Genomic DNA, 18315 nt, shown 5'->3' on the forward strand with positions numbered 1-18315 from the left:
AAACAACTATCAATGCAGTCGTTTAGGACAACAATTGATAGTTGATTGAAAATTCTTTTAATTATTTAGCATCGTACCACGTTTTGCCTTCATGAGTTGCAACTTTTAATGGAACAGCTAGTTGCATCGCCGAATCCATTACACTAGGAATCAATTCTTCTAGTTCCGCCAACTCACTTGCGGGAGCTTCAAAAATTAATTCATCGTGTACTTGCAGGAGCATTTTGGCCTTTAGACCACGTTCCTGTAAGATCTTATTCATATTAATCATGGCGATCTTAATGATGTCCGCAGCTGATCCTTGAATAGGTGAATTCATCGCAGTTCGTTCAGCAAATGATCGTAAGTTGAAATTCTTTGCTTTAATATCCGGTAGATAACGGCGCCGGTGAGCAATTGTCTCAACGTATCCCAATTCTCGCGCTGATTCAATAATCTCTTCAGTCCATTTTCGAACGCCTGCATATTCATTCAAATAAGTCTCAATAATTTGCTTAGCTTCCTTACGTGTAACACCAATGTTTCGTGCTAAGCCAAAGTCAGAGATACCATAGACAATTCCAAAATTAACCGCCTTAGCTTTGCGACGCATCTCAGCATCAACAGGCGTGTCATCTGCTAAACCAAAAATTCGACGAGCCGTTGCCGCGTGGATATCTTGATCGTCCCGGAAGGCCGCCTGCATTTCAGGATCACCGGTAATATGTGCCAATACACGCAATTCAATTTGCGAATAATCAGCTCCAATGATAATCCAATCTGGCTCACGCGGGATAAAGGCTTGTCGGATTCTACGACCTTCCTCAACTCGCACGGGAATATTTTGCAAATTAGGATCAACTGAGGATAAACGACCAGTCTGTGTGAGCGTCTGAAGATAACGCGTATGCACCTTTGAGTCACTGCCATGAATGACGCGCAACAATCCTTCAATATATGTTGATTGGATCTTGGCTAATTGCCGATACATCAATATCGACTCAACGATTGGCACATCGGTCATTTGTTCAAGAACTTCAACACTCGTCGAGAAACCGGTCTTAGTCTTTTTCAACGGGGTCAGGCCCATCTCTTCAAATAAAATGACACCCAATTGCTTTGGTGATTGTATATTGAATTCGTGACCAGCCTGTTGATAAATTCTCTGTTCGAGCTCAGATAAACGCTCAGTTAGTTTACTACGCATTTGCAGCAACCGCTCTGCGTCAACCTTGATTCCAGTGATTTCCATGTCCGCTAGCACAAAAGATAGTGGCAATTCAATTGTTTCATATAACTCTAATTGAGCATGTTCGTTCAACTTTTCAAATAATGGTTGAGCTAAAGAGCCAATTGCAAAAGCTTTTCGACCTAGATGTTCAAACAAATCTGCATCCATTTCAGGAATCTGGAACTTAGCACCCTTACCGTAGACCTCTTCATCGGTTTTAACCGCAAAGAAGTTATTCTCGTGTGCTAATGCTCCCAAATCATTTTGATTATCGTTTGTATCCAATAAATATGACGCTAGCAATAAATCAAAATTCACATTCTTTAACGTAATTCCTAACCGATGAAGGGCCACAATCATCGCCTTGGCATTGAAGACATTCTTTTTTACCTGATCATCATTCAAAATTTGATTAACCGGCGTTCTCTGTGTTAACAATTCAATATCACGTGAGGCAAAATAACCGTGAGCTTCATTCCCGATGACAAAGGCAACGGGAGCCGCTGTATGATAGTTTTCTCCGTCAAGCTCTAGGTAGAAGTCGATCTCTGCCCCTAGTTCCTCGATGGCACTGAGGTTTGTGACTGTTAATTCGCGGACATTTAATTCCGTATTAGTCATATTGACGCTCGTCTCACCCGCATCCGTCGAACCAGCTTCACCGATCACATAACCCATATTTGCAAGCTTAACGAGCTGCGCCTTGAAATCGAGATGTTGATAGAAAGGAACTAGCTCTTCATAGCGAATACCCTGGTAGTTTAGATCATCCAAGCTAATTTCAAGCGGTGCATCAACTTCAATCGTGGCAAGCTCCCTTGATAAGAAAGCATCCTCTTTACCAGCGATGAGCTTTTCTTTCTGTTTAGAAGTCTTCATTTCATCAATTCGCTCATACATCTCTGGAATTGAATGATATTCCTTCATTAATTTAACGGCCGTCTTTGGACCAATACCAGCAACCCCAGGGTAGTTATCAGATGTGTCGCCTTGCAGACCTTTAATATCAATGATTTGCTTTGGTGTCAAACCATCATATACTTCAGCGACCATTGCAGGCGTATAGTGGTCAACCTCTGAGATACCCTTTTTAGTTACCCACACAGTGATGTCGTCTGAAACTAATTGTGTCATGTCTCGGTCACCAGTCACAATTGTAACTGCATAGCCAGCAGCCGCTCCCTTAGTAGCAATCGTCCCGATGATATCATCAGCTTCAAAACCTGGTAGCTGATAGTTCTTAATTCCATGTAATTCGACCATTTGTCGTAAAGGCTCAAACTGCTCAACCAATTCTGATGGTGTCGTGTCTCGATGTCCTTTATAGTCATCAAATTTTTCCGTTCTAAAGGTGGTCTTCCCTGCATCCCAAGCCACCAATGCTAAATCTGGTTGGAATGGGTCAACAATGCCATCTAGTAAGTTATTGAAACCGACTAGTGCATTCGTATGTAAACCTTCATGACTCAAGAAGCGGTCAACTTGATTAATTAGTGCGTAAAATGCCCGAAAGGCCAGAGAATTTCCATCAATTAAGAGTAATGTTGGTTTCGCCATGTTATGACCTCTTCTTTTAGTGTTATTTCTATTTTAACAAACTCCCCCGCATGAAACCAATCTCAGCGCATCTGGCACAAAAAAAAAGAAGCTCATGTCGACCCACGAGCTTCTTTTTAAACTTTATTAGTCGCGTCCACCAAACAAACGCAAGATGTAGATAAACAAATTGATGAAATCCATATAGAGACTTAATGCCCCTGAGACCGCCAAGCTTTGTTCTAAAGTAACTTGGCCTTGACCACCATGTTCAAGATACATCGCCTTCAACCGGTTCATATCGTATGCAGTTAATAGTCCAAAAACAATTACTCCAACAATTGAAAGGAAGAAGTATACAACACTATTAAAGAAGAAAATGTTGATTATTCCACCAACAATTAAAGCAATCACACCACCAAACAGAATAGATCCCATTGATGCCATCGAACGCTTAGTTACCAATCCGTAAATTGCCATACCAGCAAATAACAGTGCCGTGGTAGAAAGTGCCGCCGCAATCGTTGAAAGGTTATACATCAAACCAATCGTTGAGAAGAAAACCCCATTCAGAACAGAGTAACCCATTAACATACCAAATGCTTGTGCAGGATTCTGGAATACTCGTCTTGAGAAGATCCAAACGATTCCAAACATCACTCCGAGCAAGGCCAACTGCGCAATCCCTGAACTAAACAGTACGATGATCTGTTGTCTGAAAATTGTTGCGCCTAGGTAAGCGGTAACTCCTGTAACAATTAAGGCTAACGCCATATAAGTGTACACTTTTTTAAAGAAGCTATTCAGTCCTGCTTTATCAGGATTAACAACTCGCATTTTTTGATTAAAATTATCCATAGCAATTCCCTCTTTCTACCTGAAATTTTCTTTCAGAAATGGACTTTGGGTGCCGTTATCCCCATGAAAATATTATAACGATATCTACGAATTACTGCAAATTGCTTTGCGTGTTCGCCAAGATCTTTTCGTACGCAAATTCTGTGTTTTGCAAATCACCGGCACCCATGAAAATAATGACACCATCTTCATGGTCCAACAATGGTGCAACATTTGCTGGTGAGACAATTCCATTGAATTTCGCAATTTTAGCACCTAGATCAGCAGAAGAGATTGCCCCGGCCTGTTCCCGAGCTGAAGCAAAAATTTCTGTCAAATAAACTTTGTCCGCTAAATTTAGTGAACTTGCGAAATCATCTAAGTAAGCAATCGTCCGTGAGAATGTATGTGGTTGGAAGACTGCCACTAACTCACGCCCAGGATATTTCTGCCTTGCAGCATCCAAAGTTGCTGTAATTTCTGATGGATGATGCGCATAATCATCGATAATTGTGACCGGACCAATTTGCTTTTCAGTGAAACGCCGTTTAACACCCTTAAAGGTCAATAATTCTTGGCGAACAAGATCCATGTCGACTTCTTCCATATAAGCAATTGCAATTGTCGCAAGCGCATTCAAAATTCCATGTCGACCAAATAGCGGTACTGTGAAGCTTCCTAGGTTTTGATCATGATAAAAGACCGTAAATGTTGACCCAGTTGTACTTCGCTTAACATCACTTACATAGAAATCATCAGTTTCTGAATTTCCGCCGTAAAAGTGCACTGGCACTTTTACGTGTTCCGCTAATTTGCGTAGTTCGGGATCATCACCCCATGCAAGAATTCCTTTTTTAACCTTATTACCAAAATCTTCAAAGGCATCTCTAACATCGTCGACACCTGTATAGTAGTCTGGGTGATCAAAATCAATGTTTGTCATAATGGCATAGTCTGGCGTATAGTCAGCAAAATGCCGGCGATACTCATCTGCCTCAAAGATGAAGAAACGAGCATCCTGAATTCCCTTACCAGTACCATCACCAATCAAGTATGATGTAGGCGCGATTCTTGATAAGACGTGCGCTAACAGCCCAGTCGTTGATGTCTTTCCATGCGCACCAGCGACCCCAATTGACGTATATTGCTCAATAATTTGTTCGACCATTTCAGGATAGCTTAAAATAGTAACTTGATCTTCCAAAGCCAAGGCGGCCGCAACTTCAACCTGATCATCCGTAAACGCATTTCCGCGAATAATCGTCATACCAGGTTTAATATTATCAGCTGAAAATGAGTACATCTCAATTCCTGCATTTGCCAGTGGCTTTTGTGTGAATGTATATTCATCAATATCAGAGCCGGCAACATAATGGCCTTCGTCATGCAAAATGAGGGCCAAGGCACTCATTCCAGAACCTTTGATTCCAATAAAGTAGTAAGAAGCATCTTTATCCATTATTTTATCCTTATCTCCATATTAAAAAGTCCGTCCTAAGACAGACCATTTTATCCAAAATAGTTATGATCATTCTCTTTACTGGCAACACGGTTTTCTTCGCTTAGGATATCATCCAAGCTCAAACCCAAGCCCGTCGTAATCTTTGGGATTTTCTTACTATTTTGATCCTTGCTCTTTACAGCCTTAGATTTCGGCTTATCTTTTAATGGCTCAACGACTGGTCGCGTCATTTCTGATTGAGCTTCATCGCTGGCATCCTGTAAGTGATCTAGATCAATTAAGTCATGCGTTACAACATCATCTGCCAATAAAATATAGCTCACCTTATTAGCCATTAATTGATCAACAAAAGGCTGTTTTGAATTTGCTAAATTCTCATAATAAACAATTGGTCTTGGTGTTATCATCATACCACCCCATACATTAATTGAAGATGGCTTGAGCGGAAGCACTCATTCGATCAAAGGGTGTTCCAACGACCGCAAAATCTGCTGGTAAGATCATCGCCCCAGGAACTTGTGGTGCATTCGGCAAATTCAATTCTCGTCCAGATACAATCATCCCGTTTGAAGGTATTCCACGTAGTTCACCGGGCCAAATGATCAAGCCCGATGGCATCATTGCGCCAACTTTAGCAACAACAACAGTAATACCGACTGCCATATTTGGTGAACCAGACACAATTTGCAAACGCTGATCATTATCAATCACAGTCGTCGTAATTTGCAAATGATCAGAATCAGGATGTGGCGTCATGCTTTCAACATAGCCAATTACAAATTTAGGCTCCGGGTCGGCAACTAAATCACCGGGAAAGTCCAAAGAAATCATTGTTTCATTAAGCGTTGCTACCTGTTCAGTGGATAAAACAACTGGCCCAGCAATCCCTGATAGATCCAACAACGTACTTGCTTCTGCAAAATTAACACCGATTAGTTGACCGGCGCCATCTTCGATACGCGTGACATTTCCTTTTTGCTTAATAATTTTTTGTTCCGTAGCTGGCGCAGTTAACACCACCAGCATATCGCCCATTGCGGCACGATTATAACTTGCAATTAACATAAATAACTCTCCGTTTTTTTAATCCCCATAAACGATGGTATCAACAGTTGTACGATCTAAGCGTTCTGCCAAAATCTCAACTAAGGCCTGAGCCGCTTCAAAGTCAGCAATTGACCAAACTGTTTGATGGGTATGAATGTACCGTGATACGACACCTAAAGCAACTGCTGGAATTCCAAAATTCTCAGATTGAGCTGCACGCGCATCGGTCCCACCTTGTGCCACAAAATACTGTAGCGGTATTCCGGCATCGCTTGCTGTGTCTAAGATAAATTCCTTAAGTCGAAGTGGCATGATGACCCCCGGATCAAAGACTCTTAGAATTGTCCCTTGATCAAGTTGCCCTTGTCCAGACGCACTTCGAATATCATCAGCGGCCGATGAATCCAACGCAAAGAAAAGATCTGGTTGTAGTTGATGCACGGCCGGAGCAACACCACGAGTGCCGACCTCTTCCTGAACATTGGCGCCCATGATCAACTCATTTGGTAGAGCCTTGCCACGTAAATTCTCAAGTGCATTCAAGATCGTAACCAGACCAAAACGATTATCCCAACTTTTTGAAACAACTCGTTTTCCATTGGCTAACTTAACAGTCTTAACATCTGGAACAATAAAATCACCTGGACGTACACCGGTCGCAATTGCGTCTGCGTAATCAACAAAACCTCCGTCGAAGAGGATATCATTTGTTTGCAACTGTCGGTTGGCACCTTCACCCCGCAAAAGATGTGGCGATACGGACGATGAAATTACCGGAAACGTCTGGTTTCTAGTAAAAAGCGTAAACCGTTGCGCTGATACCGTATAAGGATTCCAACCACCAACTGCCCGAACTTCTAACATCCCCCGTTCAGTTACCTTAATTACGATGAAACCGACTTCATCCAAATGCGCACCGAACATCACTCTTGGGGCTTGTTTGTCAGAGTTCTCGCGTATGCCGTAAAGGCCACCCAAACCATTCTGCTCAATTCGATCAACTAGTGGTGTTAAGTCCTCACGAAAGGCGCGGCGCACAAGCTGCTCTTGCCCTGAGGTGCCTTGCAATTCAGTATATTTAACAATTCTTTCCCAAACTCGATCTTCCATGCCATACCTACTTCCTAGCGACTGGCCGCAACTCGTAGCAATATATCGCGAATTTGTGCTTCTAACATATTTATTCCAACTTTGTTGGCACCGCCTTCTGGCAAAATGATGTCAGCATAACGCTTTGATGGCTCGACAAACTGATGATACATTGGCTTAACGGTCTCTAAGTACTGTTCGATAACTGTCTCAGCCGTTCGTCCACGTTCTGCAACATCACGTTGTAATCTTCGAATAAAACGCAAATCATCATCAGTGTCGACAAAAATCTTAATATCCAGCAAATCACGCACAGCTGGGTCAACAAACAACAAAACGCCTTCTAAAATAATTACATCAGCAGGTTCTATCGTGACAGTCTCCGCTGCTCGTGTATGATGACTGTAATCATACGTTGGTAGCTCAATTGTCTCGCCAGCTAATAACTGCTTAACTTGGTGAATTAATAATTCATGGTCAAATGCATCCGGGTGGTCATAATTAGTCTTAACCCGTTCTTCAATAATCTTGTCACTTTGATCTTTGTAATAAGCGTCTTGCGGAATCATCACAACTGATTCACCTTGTAAACGCTCAATAATATCCCGGCTGACAGTCGTCTTTCCAGAGCCTGAACCACCGGTAACACCAATAACTACGGGACGTGCATCTAACATTTTCTTTTTTCCTAACTATATAACTATTTATTTAAAGGTAACACAACGGTCATGGTTGTTCCAACGCCAACTTGTGAGTCAACAGTGACAGTTCCATCAGCTTGATCGATCAAATTTTGAATAATTGATAAACCTAAGCCGGTCCCTGCAATCTGTTTCTGACGTGATTTATCAACTCGATAAAAGCGTTCAAAAATTCGCGCTTGCTCTTCGCTTGAAATTCCAAGACCGGTATCTTTAACTTGCAAGGTTAAAATCATATTTGAAACATGTGCATACACATCAATTTTACCATTTTGACGATTATATTTAACAGCATTCGTGATCAAATTATTTAAAATTTGGTAAATTGGTTCAACCGTATAATCAACCGTCAAATGTTGATTAATGTGATCCACGACTTGCAAATTCTGCTCTTTAATCCGGCGTTCTTCACTTCGAATAATATCTTGACTGATATTAGCAAGTTTAATTGGTTCGCGCTGTTTTGTATGTAAGTTATTTTTTGCGAGAGTCAGAATATCTTCCGTTAACGCCAATAAGCGCTTAGTCTCGCTTTGAATAATCTCGAGGAATTCTTGCCGAACCTCAACATCGTCTGCTGCACCAGCCAATAGGGTTTCCACGAACCCTGAAATTGCGGTTAAGGGCGTCCTCAATTCGTGCGAGGCGTTTGCTACGAAATCGTTTTGTCCATTCTGCAACCGTGTCAAATCAGTAATGTCGTAAAGCAAAACCAATAGAGCGAAATGGTTCGAACGAGTTCGGTAATAAACCGTCGTTACGTCAAGGACCTTCGCTTGACCACTGCTTTGGGCATTAATTTGTTCGCGCCCCGGCTCATGATCAGCTAACCCTCGCTCAATCATGCTTAGTAGTTGGTGCTGTTGGATAATATCATCATATGCTTTATCAACACTTGATCGTTCTAACCCAAGCACATCAGCCGCACGATCATTAATCATACTTAATCGGCGATCAGCTTCAATCTGGAGCACCCCAATCGGCAGGTTTGCCAACAACGTCTGTAGAGTAGCGTCTTGTTGCTGCAATTGCTTTAGATGTTGTGTATTTACTGACTGAACTGCATTAATCGCCTGCGCCAGCTTGTAATAGTCATCATTAGGCTTCAGCAAAATCAAGCCATCATTAGTTGTCGCCCCCTGCAAGAGTTCGAGTTTGGCCATGATTAGTGCTAATTGATCAATTCGCTTTTTTTCGCGATATGCCATTACGCCGCCACCAAATGCCGCAAAGAAAAAAACAATTATAATAACTTCAGACCAATTAATTTCATTTAAAATTGAACTACTTTTAATCAAAATTTCAAGGAATAACAAGGTTGCTAGCAAACCGGCGATGAAAATTTGAACAAAACGTTTAAAAAATGTTACCACTATTCATCCCCCAAACCATTTGTATTGAAACGATATCCAAAGCCTCGTACTGTTTGCAACATCACTGGATGCTTTGGATCGATTTCCAATTTGTCGCGTAAGTGAGAAATATGCATGTCAACCATCCTAGTATCTGGACCGGTTTCTTTAAAGTCCCACACACCGTCTAGAATATTTTCGCGGGCCAACACTCGATTTGAACGCGCCACTAAATAAACTAATAATTCGTATTCTTTCGGTGTCAATTTCACTAACACACCATTCTTTTGCACAACCAACTTATCGTAATCAATCGTAATTGATCCAATTCTAGTGATATTGTCAGAACTATCTGTGCTTTCGACAACATTACTAGATTTGTCAAAACGCCGTAGTACGGCCCTAATTCGGGCAATTACTTCCCGCGGACTGAACGGCTTTGTTATATAGTCGTCAGCACCGATTTCCAAACCAAGAATTTTATCTATTTCTTCATCTAAGGCAGTCACCAAAATAATGGGGATCTGGTTCCCTTTACCACGTAGCTCTTTGGTTACATCAATCCCAGATTTAATTGGTAACATAACATCTAAGAGCACGATGTCCAAGTCGGGGGTTGTTTCAATCATTTTCTGCGCATCGGGGCCATTTGTGGCTGTTAAAACATCAAATTCATTTTTTTGTAAATTATAGGACATCAAGGTTACTAGTGATGGTTCATCGTCAACAATTAAAACTTTTGTCATTTCGCTTCCTCGCAGTGCATTTCTTTTTCCAGTTTACCATGCAAGTCTTTGCTTGTTGGAACTAAGTCCTATCAAAAAAACATTAATCCTCCCACAATCACGAAGAATCCGTATAAATATTTATTCAACGTTGCCGTATTGATTCGCCTAAGAAAGATTTCGGACACAATTAAAACAGCTACCACCCCGGGAACTAAGAACAGCAAGTCTTTAAATACTGTCATATTCCATAGACCTGAAGCTCCTTGCCCAAATACAATTACAAGACCAACGATACCAAAATACGTTTGTAGATTGGCTCGCAAATACTTATCCGGCCAGTTTGCTGCCTGTCCAAACATGGCCACAGGTGCCCCATGAGTATTAATGGCGCCTCCTAAAAATCCAGAAACGATTCCAACTAATAATGTAGGGATCCTCAGATGTCCTTTAACAATCCGAATACCAATTAAATTTATCAGACCATACAAGACTAAGAAAATTCCCATCAGAACTTTTAGCATATATGTGTTGCCATAATGTAGAAAGATCAATCCAAGTGGCACACCCAGGATGGCACCGGAGACAAGGTGTTTGATTAAGTGAAAATCAATTGCTTGATAATTCTTAATTGCTGCTGGCAATGCCAAAGCCAATCCCAGAATGCCGATCATAGCAATCGCATTATTCGTATTAAACGACACTAACAATAGCAGTGGCGTCGTTACCAATGCTTCTCCAAAGCCGAAAACATACCTAGCTAGTGCGCCAAGCAAAAATATTGCATAAACAGCGATATCCACTTCAATACTCCTATAAATTACTTTCTACGACGCCGACCTTTAAGCATGAAGAATAGCGCTAAGATAATCAATATTGCTCCAATAACCATCATTGCATAAGCAAAATAATTTAAGTTAGTTGTAATAAATTCTGTCATATATTTCGTTCCCCTTTTGTTATTAATAATAACATTTACAAGCTTAAAATTTACAAAACAAAAATGGATCAGCCCAATGCGATTAAGCTGATCCATTATCTATTAATCTAGGAAATCACGTAATTGCTTTGAACGTGAGGGATGACGCAACTTGCGCAAAGCCTTGGCTTCGATTTGACGAATCCGTTCCCGAGTAACACCAAAGACCTTACCAACTTCCTCTAGTGTCCGAGTACGACCATCTTCTAACCCAAAACGCAATCGCAAAACATTCTCTTCACGATCTGTTAGTGTATCAAGTACACCTTCCAATTGCTCTTTAAGCATTTGGTAAGCTGCCGAATCAGCTGGTGATACGGCCTCATTATCCTCAATAAAGTCACCCAAGTGAGAGTCGTCCTCTTCACCGATTGGTGTCTCCAATGAAACTGGCTCTTGAGCAATCTTTAAGATATCACGAACCTTATCGGTAACAATATCCATCTCAGCACCAATTTCTTCAGGCGTAGGTTCGCGACCAAGATCTTGCAACAATTGCCGTTGAATCCGGATCAACTTATTGATTGTCTCAACCATGTGAACAGGAATTCTGATCGTACGTGCTTGATCTGCAATCGCACGAGTAATCGCCTGACGGATCCACCAAGTTGCATAGGTTGAAAACTTGAATCCCTTACGATAGTCAAACTTTTCAACAGCCTTCATCAAGCCCATATTACCTTCTTGGATCAAATCCAAGAATTGCATACCACGACCTACATAACGCTTAGCAATCGAAACAACCAGACGCAAATTTGCCTCTGCTAGTTCTTGTTTAGCCAGTTCGTCGCCTTGTTCAATACGCTCTGCGAGTGAAACTTCTTCCTCACCAGTCAGTAATGAAACACGACCAATTTCTTTCAAATACATCCGGACTGGATCATTAATTTTCAAGCCAGTTGGTGCATCGGCCGCCTGCTTTAACTCTTTTTCTGATAACTTAGTCTTTTTGTTCTCCAAAGCGCGAGCAGTAGGTTCTCCATCTTGATCAACAACTGAAATACCAGCGGCTTCAATCTTTTCGTAAAGCTCGTCGATTTGATCAGCATTCAAATTCATTGGCTTTACTAAGACATCTTGTAAAGCGTCTTCTTTAACTTGCTTGTCTGCTTTGAACTCTTTAATGATTTTTTTAATCGTTGCATCAAATGCCTTTTGATCAAAAGCACTAGTTGTCGTCTTTTTTTGTTCGTCTGCCATTTTGGCCTCCCAAGTATTCATTCATAACGAGCAGCTTCTTGTTGCTTTAAAGCGCTCATCAGTTCAGCACCTTTTTGTCGTAAGCGCGCAATATCCCCAGTTTGTTTTGCCTCTAGATATTCACGGCGCAGTGTTTTAATTTTATCAGATAATGGTAATTTATTCATTATAACTTCAATATAATCGGCAACTTTTGTCCTGTCTGTTAGCAGGTCATCTGCAATACTATCAAAACTAGCTAATATTCGCGTCAATTCAGGGCGTCGTACATAATCCATAAAACTTGCTAGATCAACGGTTGTCGTATTATTATGTTCAGCTTTGTAAGCTGAAGCAAGCATCACGAGCGTTTCAAAGTTAGAGTCCGAAAAATGAAAGGCTGGGTTTGCAGTTACCTGTAGCCAGACCTCTTGATCCTTTAGCATCCAGTCAAGCAAGATCAGTTGCGCCATTTCAACCCCTGAAACCAACTGAGGTTGTGAAGATACGAATTCTTCTTGTGACCTGTCGGCACTTGAATAATTTGTGGAATTACCTCGGTTTTCATTTTGATTACTCTGATGCGTCCGATTAGCGGTCTGTTGCAGTAACAGAGGGCGCAATTGCTCATTCAAAGCAGGCAAGGAAATACTAAATTCATCAGCCAGTTGGCGTAAGAAGCGGTCGCGAACAACCGGTTCACGCTCTCCAGCGATTAGTTTAATTGCATCGCTGATGTAACTAAGCTGTTCTTGTTGATTCGACAAATCTCGACCATCACGTAAGTAGCGCAAACCAAAGGCAACCGGTGTTTCGACATTCTTCTGTAGCAACGACTTAAACGCATCCGCACCTTCCGCACGAAAAAATTCATCAGGATCTTGTGTCCCAGGAATATGAACTACTTGAGCAGCCATCTTCCCATCTTTTTGAATCATATCAAGTGCCCGTTTTGTGGCCGCTTGTCCAGCATGATCAGCATCATAGCTGATAAATATTTTTTCAGCATTCCGACCAAGTATTTGTACTTGCTCTGGAGTCAGGCTTGTACCCATCGATGCGACAGTATTAGTGACACCTGCTTGAAATGCTGCAATAACGTCCATGTAGCCTTCCAAAAGGATTACTTCCTTCGCCTGGCGAATACCATTTCTAGCCAGATCGAAATTAAATAACTCTTGGGATTTATTGAATAAGGGGCTTTCAGGACTATTAATGTATTTGGGTTGATCGTCATCACTGGACATCTTTCTTCCCGAATAAGCAATTGGATGACCAGAGCGATCTCGAATCGTGAATAGGATTCGATTACTAAATCGATCAACTAAGCTACCGTCATCTCGCTCGACAAATAATTCTGAACGTCGTAATAACTGATAGTCTCGGCCTTGTTCAGTGAAAAAATTTAATAGTACGTTGCCCTCAGGTGCAAATCCAAGCATAAAAGCATCAATTGTTCCATCATCAAGACCACGACCATGCAGGTAATTTAAACCTTGCTCTCCAGCTGCGGTATTAACAAGTAGGTGATGATATAACTTGGTCGCATCTGCATATAATTCACGCAATTCGCGAACATCAGCAGATACATTCTCAGTACGCCCATTGTTGACAAGACTATCATCAACATTAACACCCGCAAAAGGAGCAACTTTTGCAACTGCCTGTGGGAAAGAAAGATTTTCAATCTCCATCATGAAATTGAAAACATTACCACCACGACCACATGAGAAACAATGAAAAATTTGTTTATCTTCATTGACGGTAAATGAACCAGTCCGTTCTTCATGCCAAGGGCAAATGCCGAAGAGATTACGCCCCCTTTTTCGTAATTGAACGTATGGGGAAACTACATCAACAATATTTACCTTTTGGCGAATTTCTTCAACCAATTCTTCAGGTACTCTACTGGCCATTGGTCACCACCCCCAATTTAATTCGATATATAATGATAGTTTATTTTAGAACGGTTGTCAACCCCTGTGAAAGTCGCTGAGCGCCTGTATTATAGGAGACTCGAATAATCGCTTCATTATTATGTAAACTAGGATTTCACCGGGAAATGTCAATACCTATCAAGTACGTAAATGTGAAAAAATGAGTTAAGTTCATCAAAAAAAGGCTACCAGTCCCGCAGTGAAAGGGTTTGTAGTCTTTTTTTACAATATTGTTACAAAACTGACTTTTTTCTACCTTTTAGAACTATCTACTTACCTTCAGGTCTGAGTTTCGGATCTTACTTTTACTATGTATGATTTCAAAATTTTAGAACAACGACAAATAGCACCTCGTAAATTACACATTTTTACCAGGTGTATCAATTACCAATATAATTTACTAATTAGGCGTGAAGATTTACTTGTTTGGAAACGTAGTTCACAGCTGACTTTTTTTCATTTCTACTGATTGCCTGATTAAATCGGTAGTTTGGTGTATCCCACTGTAAAGTTTGTCTTGGATATCCATTTATCAAATTGACGGCATACCTTACTTCAGTGGGTGTTACATTTGCAAACGAAGTCTTTCTGGGGAAATACTGACGTATATCTCGATTGATTCTTTCTATTGTTCCCTTTTCCTCAGGACTGTATGGATGGGCGTAGTAAACCCCTATGTTGTTTGATTCAAGAAAGAACATAACATTGGTATTCGTAAATTCGCTTCCACGATCTGTGGTAATTGTCTTTATCGCACTCTTATAACGTTGTTTGAACTTCCTTAATGCACCGACTATTTGTGAAGAGCTTTTATCACTAACCTTGTATACGACCGTGAAGCGAGTTAATCTTTCAACTAAGACTAACAAAGCTGCTTTAACACCCGATCTGGAGTCAATACAGTCCATTTCCCAGTGACCAAAATGCTGTCTTTTAGTGGCTCTGACAGGACGATATTCAATAGATCTAGCAGTGATGGCAGCTTGCTGGACTGCTGTTGGTTTAAAACGTTTAGCTTTTTTGCGATACTTTCTCAATTTATACTCTGACAGAGCGGCAAATCCTCTTCTCAGGTACTTATACAACGTTGCTGGTGCAAGCTCAATGCCATTATGATGAGCGATCATTGGTATACTCATATGTCTCTCAACTTGTAACTTTTTAATTTTTCTGAGTTGTTTTGCATTTACTTTATAAGTTCCCAGTTTCTTCTGCCTCCGTTTCTTCTCAGCATTAAAGTCCGCAAACTCTGGATTATATGGAAGTTTATTCAATGAAACATCGGGCCGCATTCTATTCTTATGCACCTCATTAAAGATTGTAGATTTCGCTCTATTTAAGCGTTTTGCAATGACTGCATAAGATAATGCTGGCTTTGTCTCGTAACGCCAAGTCCATATCAGATATCGTTCTCTAGTGGTCAGTCTTGTATAGGTTCTCATAGAATCATTCTCCCAAGCTATTTAATCACCTTCTTGTTTTTGAACCAACTAATACTTTATCCTTAACAACAAATAATATTGCCAAAATATAGTCTGATATATTTAGTTGGACATCCAACAAGAAAGCCCTTTAAATAGGGCTTTAAATGCAATTTCCGCATACATTTAAAACAGTAGACCAAACTACTTACTGTTTGCAAGTGTTTTCACACCTCAGATACGAATCTTTATTGAATTACATTGATCATAGGATCATACATAAAAAAAGGGACTTTCCAAAAAATTGGATAGTCCCTTTTTATCTAAATTTAAACTGCGAATTTCGTTACAATATGGCGGAATTTTATGCAAAGTAGCAAAAAAATCAACTAAATTGTAAGTTTAAATGTCAAAATGCTCCAATATCACACGTGAACTGAAGACTTATTTTAGCCATAAGATTGAATTAATCTTTAGCTACAAACAAGTTATCAAAAGGTGATTTTCCAGTATTTGCTACTTGTGTAAGGAAAATCTTGATTGCTGTTTGTGTAGTCAAACCTTGCTTCTTGAAAATTTCGTCCGCTTGATCCTTTATTGCATCTTCTACACGTAATTGAATTAGTTTTTCTGCCATTTTAAACACCTACCTCATTTAATAATAAATATCATTATAAGACTTATAGGATAGTATTACAATAAATAGACCTTAAAACACAACAAAAACACCAGGTAAGTTGCTAATGACATTTTATGAAAGGAATATCATACCTGGTGTTTTTGAAAGAGTCCAGATTGAGGGATCCAGAACCCATGCAGAAAGTAAAAATTGATACGTTAAGTTATTTATGGATCACTTAACATGTTCAATATATCACCTTCTTTCCAACACGTCCAGGTACTAACTTTAAAGAAATTACAGTTCACTAACGTTATTTAATTATGACTTTGTGACTAAATTATCTTATCCGAAGAATGAATAGAAAGACAAAAAGAAAAACCCACGTGCAGTTCCAAACTTAGCGAGCGCGGAACACGTGAGTTAACTTATTCGAATAACTAAATTATACTCTAAACCTTCTAATAATTACATACCCACCTGTGATTAATACAATGGAAAGCACTCCAAGAATTTGAATCCATGAACCAATCACAAACCACAAAGACGGCTTATATGATACCTTGAGCGTATTAACACCTTTCTTACTTTGAACTGATACTGTACCGATATAAGACAAATTAGAGTAGTTATTTGGTAATTTTTTACCGTTTAACGTCAATTCGGTATGAGCATATTTAATAATTGGGAGCTGCTCAACTCCCCCTGTATTAGAAGTCCATGAAACAATCATAGAGTTGTTGCCAACTTTTCGCTCCAAGTTTCTCCCTTTAAAGTTATTGTTCTGTAAAATCTCACTCGAGAAATATGCATTAAACGCATTGCTGCTAGCAACCTCAGATTTATAATCCTCTTCAAACGGTGAGTCATTTGGTAGGTAGTCCGCTAACCCCATAGGCATTTTTGCGTGTTTATAGATACTTTGATCGGTAAATGCCATTGGTCTTGTATATACCTGGTAAGTTAATTCATCTGAATCTAATGGCGGAATAGAATTGGTCAATTTTTTGCTAGTTGTCGTTGAGTCAACTCCGACCGGAATTGTCTGCTGTAAGTAAATTGCTGCCCCACCAATGGTAGCAACAATTAACACCACGCTACCATATTTGCTGATATTCTGTTCGCTATATTGACCTAAAGAGTACAATCCAAACGTAAATGTGATCAAGAAGAATCTAGTTAAGAATTGGAAGGTTGTCATTCCTGGAATTCCATTGATATTGATGATGCCCATGGCAATTAGTAAGAACAACAGGCTAACTATCAATGCAAATTTGTCTGCTAATTGTGATTCTTTCCATTGTGCAAATCTCACCGCCCAAGCGATCAGCAACGCAATGAATACAATTCCCGAAATTGAGGCAAAGGATATGTTACCAAAATCAATCACCGTATTGAAATACATTTGTGTTGGTGTAAATGGACTTATGATCTTCGAATTTGAGTGCATGACCTCAATGTAAGCACCATAAACATTGAAATTAACGACTAAGACCGTTAGTGCAGCAACAACTAATACCTTGATTGTTTTGAATATTGCTTTTATATTTTTTCGAGAAAAAATATAAACGATAAAAGCAAGTGCATAGACAATTAATCCTAAAACCAATGATAAGACATGTGTCTGTGCTAAAACAGTTATTGATAATACGAGTTCCCAAAACTTAATTGGCTGTTCTCTATTTTTCAATAATCTGATTGCTGCACTTACGATCAAAGGAAAGAACGCATAGCCGAAAGCATAAGCACCTGAAACTACTGTTACGGTAACATTCCCCGCAACTACAAACAATATTCCCAACATCAATGACTTCTTTTTAGCAACACCATTCTCACGTTGAAGCCAATACATACTACCTATTCCAATTAGGTTTATTTGAAATAGATACAAATACCACCAAATAATTCCATTGAAATGTACGATGTTAAGAAGCAAACCTTGAAAATATGCTACTAGAGGGCCATATAGGGCATTAACAATCTTTCCGCTATTATTTAATGTAAAGAACTGTTGAAAGAAGCTGTAATGCCCCGTTTTAATTTGCATGGCTGTATCCATATATCGTGATATATGGAAAAACGAGTCTGCCCCACCAAACCCAGGCAGTTGGCCATAAAGTATGCTTGGAAGTACCAACAAAAAAGCTAGCGCGATGATCGTTCCTGCAACTTTAGATTTATTCGTTATTATTTTTAACGACACAATAAACACCATTTCCTA

The 18315-nt window shown here is 40.0% G+C and carries 16 protein-coding genes; all 16 read right to left on the reverse strand.

Annotation, left to right across the window (positions count from 1 at the left end):
- Positions 1-61: 61 nt before the first annotated feature.
- Positions 62-2767, reverse strand: a complete 2706-nt coding sequence (gene polA, locus ESZ50_RS00400; RefSeq protein ID WP_148621613.1) for a DNA polymerase I — start codon at positions 2765-2767, stop codon at positions 62-64.
- A gap of 126 nt (positions 2768-2893) precedes the next feature.
- Entirely contained in the window at positions 2894-3604 is a 711-nt protein-coding gene (locus tag ESZ50_RS00405) for a Bax inhibitor-1/YccA family protein (protein ID WP_148621614.1), read from the reverse strand.
- Between the two features lie 91 nt (positions 3605-3695).
- Entirely contained in the window at positions 3696-5042 is a 1347-nt protein-coding gene (gene murC, locus ESZ50_RS00410) for a UDP-N-acetylmuramate--L-alanine ligase (protein WP_148621615.1), read from the reverse strand.
- Positions 5043-5092: 50 nt separating this feature from the next.
- Positions 5093-5452 carry a hypothetical protein gene (locus ESZ50_RS00415; RefSeq protein ID WP_148621616.1) on the reverse strand — a complete coding sequence of 120 codons (360 nt, stop codon included), beginning with the start codon at positions 5450-5452 and terminating at the stop codon, positions 5093-5095.
- A 16-nt stretch (positions 5453-5468) separates the two neighbouring features.
- On the reverse strand, positions 5469-6110 hold the full coding sequence (gene ytpR / locus ESZ50_RS00420) for a YtpR family tRNA-binding protein (RefSeq protein ID WP_148621617.1): 642 nt from the start codon (positions 6108-6110) through the stop codon (positions 5469-5471).
- 18 nt (positions 6111-6128) lie between these two features.
- The gene (gene pepA, locus ESZ50_RS00425) at positions 6129-7202 is read right to left on the reverse strand and encodes a glutamyl aminopeptidase (protein ID WP_148621618.1); all 1074 of its coding nucleotides are present in this window, start codon (positions 7200-7202) and stop codon (positions 6129-6131) included.
- Between the two features lie 14 nt (positions 7203-7216).
- Positions 7217-7858 (reverse strand): uridine kinase, encoded by a 642-nt coding sequence (gene udk, locus ESZ50_RS00430; protein ID WP_148621619.1) that lies wholly within the window; start codon positions 7856-7858, stop codon positions 7217-7219.
- A gap of 23 nt (positions 7859-7881) precedes the next feature.
- Positions 7882-9255, reverse strand: coding sequence for a sensor histidine kinase (locus ESZ50_RS00435; RefSeq protein ID WP_148621620.1), 1374 nt, complete (start codon positions 9253-9255; stop codon positions 7882-7884).
- Positions 9255-9980 carry a response regulator transcription factor gene (locus tag ESZ50_RS00440; RefSeq protein WP_148621621.1) on the reverse strand — a complete coding sequence of 242 codons (726 nt, stop codon included), beginning with the start codon at positions 9978-9980 and terminating at the stop codon, positions 9255-9257. Before ESZ50_RS00440 ends, ESZ50_RS00435 begins: the two co-directional genes overlap by 1 nt.
- 71 nt (positions 9981-10051) lie before the next feature.
- On the reverse strand, positions 10052-10762 hold the full coding sequence (locus ESZ50_RS00445; protein WP_187387486.1) for a sulfite exporter TauE/SafE family protein: 711 nt from the start codon (positions 10760-10762) through the stop codon (positions 10052-10054).
- Between the two features lie 17 nt (positions 10763-10779).
- On the reverse strand, positions 10780-10899 hold the full coding sequence (locus tag ESZ50_RS00450) for an LPXTG cell wall anchor domain-containing protein (protein WP_148621623.1): 120 nt from the start codon (positions 10897-10899) through the stop codon (positions 10780-10782).
- Between the two features lie 102 nt (positions 10900-11001).
- On the reverse strand, positions 11002-12138 hold the full coding sequence (gene rpoD, locus ESZ50_RS00455) for an RNA polymerase sigma factor RpoD (RefSeq protein WP_148621624.1): 1137 nt from the start codon (positions 12136-12138) through the stop codon (positions 11002-11004).
- Positions 12139-12155: 17 nt separating this feature from the next.
- A complete protein-coding gene (gene dnaG, locus ESZ50_RS00460) occupies positions 12156-14033 on the reverse strand; it encodes a DNA primase (RefSeq protein WP_148621625.1) in 1878 nt (625 codons plus the stop codon).
- 425 nt (positions 14034-14458) lie between these two features.
- Entirely contained in the window at positions 14459-15496 is a 1038-nt protein-coding gene (locus ESZ50_RS00465) for an IS30 family transposase (protein ID WP_148621626.1), read from the reverse strand.
- A gap of 445 nt (positions 15497-15941) precedes the next feature.
- Positions 15942-16112: a type II toxin-antitoxin system RelB/DinJ family antitoxin gene (locus tag ESZ50_RS00470; protein WP_148621627.1), complete on the reverse strand. Its 171-nt coding sequence runs from the start codon at positions 16110-16112 to the stop codon at positions 15942-15944.
- A 427-nt stretch (positions 16113-16539) separates the two neighbouring features.
- Entirely contained in the window at positions 16540-18297 is a 1758-nt protein-coding gene (locus tag ESZ50_RS00475; RefSeq protein ID WP_187387487.1) for a hypothetical protein, read from the reverse strand.
- Positions 18298-18315 lie beyond the last annotated feature (18 nt).

It is taken from the genome of Weissella muntiaci, from assembly GCF_008107635.1.
GTDB lineage: Bacteria > Bacillota > Bacilli > Lactobacillales > Lactobacillaceae > Weissella > Weissella muntiaci.

Bases quoted from the DNA above. Each gene is read 5' to 3' on its own strand.
- polA (WP_148621613.1), bottom strand. From the start codon at position 2,767: ATGGCGAAACCAACATTACTCTTAATTGATGGAAATTCTCTGGCCTTT.
- ESZ50_RS00405 (WP_148621614.1), bottom strand. From the start codon at position 3,604: ATGGATAATTTTAATCAAAAAATGCGAGTTGTTAATCCTGATAAAGCA.
- murC (WP_148621615.1), bottom strand. From the start codon at position 5,042: ATGGATAAAGATGCTTCTTACTACTTTATTGGAATCAAAGGTTCTGGA.
- ESZ50_RS00415 (WP_148621616.1), bottom strand. From the start codon at position 5,452: ATGATAACACCAAGACCAATTGTTTATTATGAGAATTTAGCAAATTCA.
- ytpR (WP_148621617.1), bottom strand. From the start codon at position 6,110: ATGTTAATTGCAAGTTATAATCGTGCCGCAATGGGCGATATGCTGGTG.
- pepA (WP_148621618.1), bottom strand. From the start codon at position 7,202: ATGGAAGATCGAGTTTGGGAAAGAATTGTTAAATATACTGAATTGCAA.
- udk (WP_148621619.1), bottom strand. From the start codon at position 7,858: ATGTTAGATGCACGTCCCGTAGTTATTGGTGTTACCGGTGGTTCAGGC.
- ESZ50_RS00440 (WP_148621621.1), bottom strand. From the start codon at position 9,980: ATGACAAAAGTTTTAATTGTTGACGATGAACCATCACTAGTAACCTTG.
- ESZ50_RS00450 (WP_148621623.1), bottom strand. From the start codon at position 10,899: ATGACAGAATTTATTACAACTAACTTAAATTATTTTGCTTATGCAATG.
- rpoD (WP_148621624.1), bottom strand. From the start codon at position 12,138: ATGGCAGACGAACAAAAAAAGACGACAACTAGTGCTTTTGATCAAAAG.
- dnaG (WP_148621625.1), bottom strand. From the start codon at position 14,033: ATGGCCAGTAGAGTACCTGAAGAATTGGTTGAAGAAATTCGCCAAAAG.
- ESZ50_RS00465 (WP_148621626.1), bottom strand. From the start codon at position 15,496: ATGAGAACCTATACAAGACTGACCACTAGAGAACGATATCTGATATGG.
- ESZ50_RS00470 (WP_148621627.1), bottom strand. From the start codon at position 16,112: ATGGCAGAAAAACTAATTCAATTACGTGTAGAAGATGCAATAAAGGAT.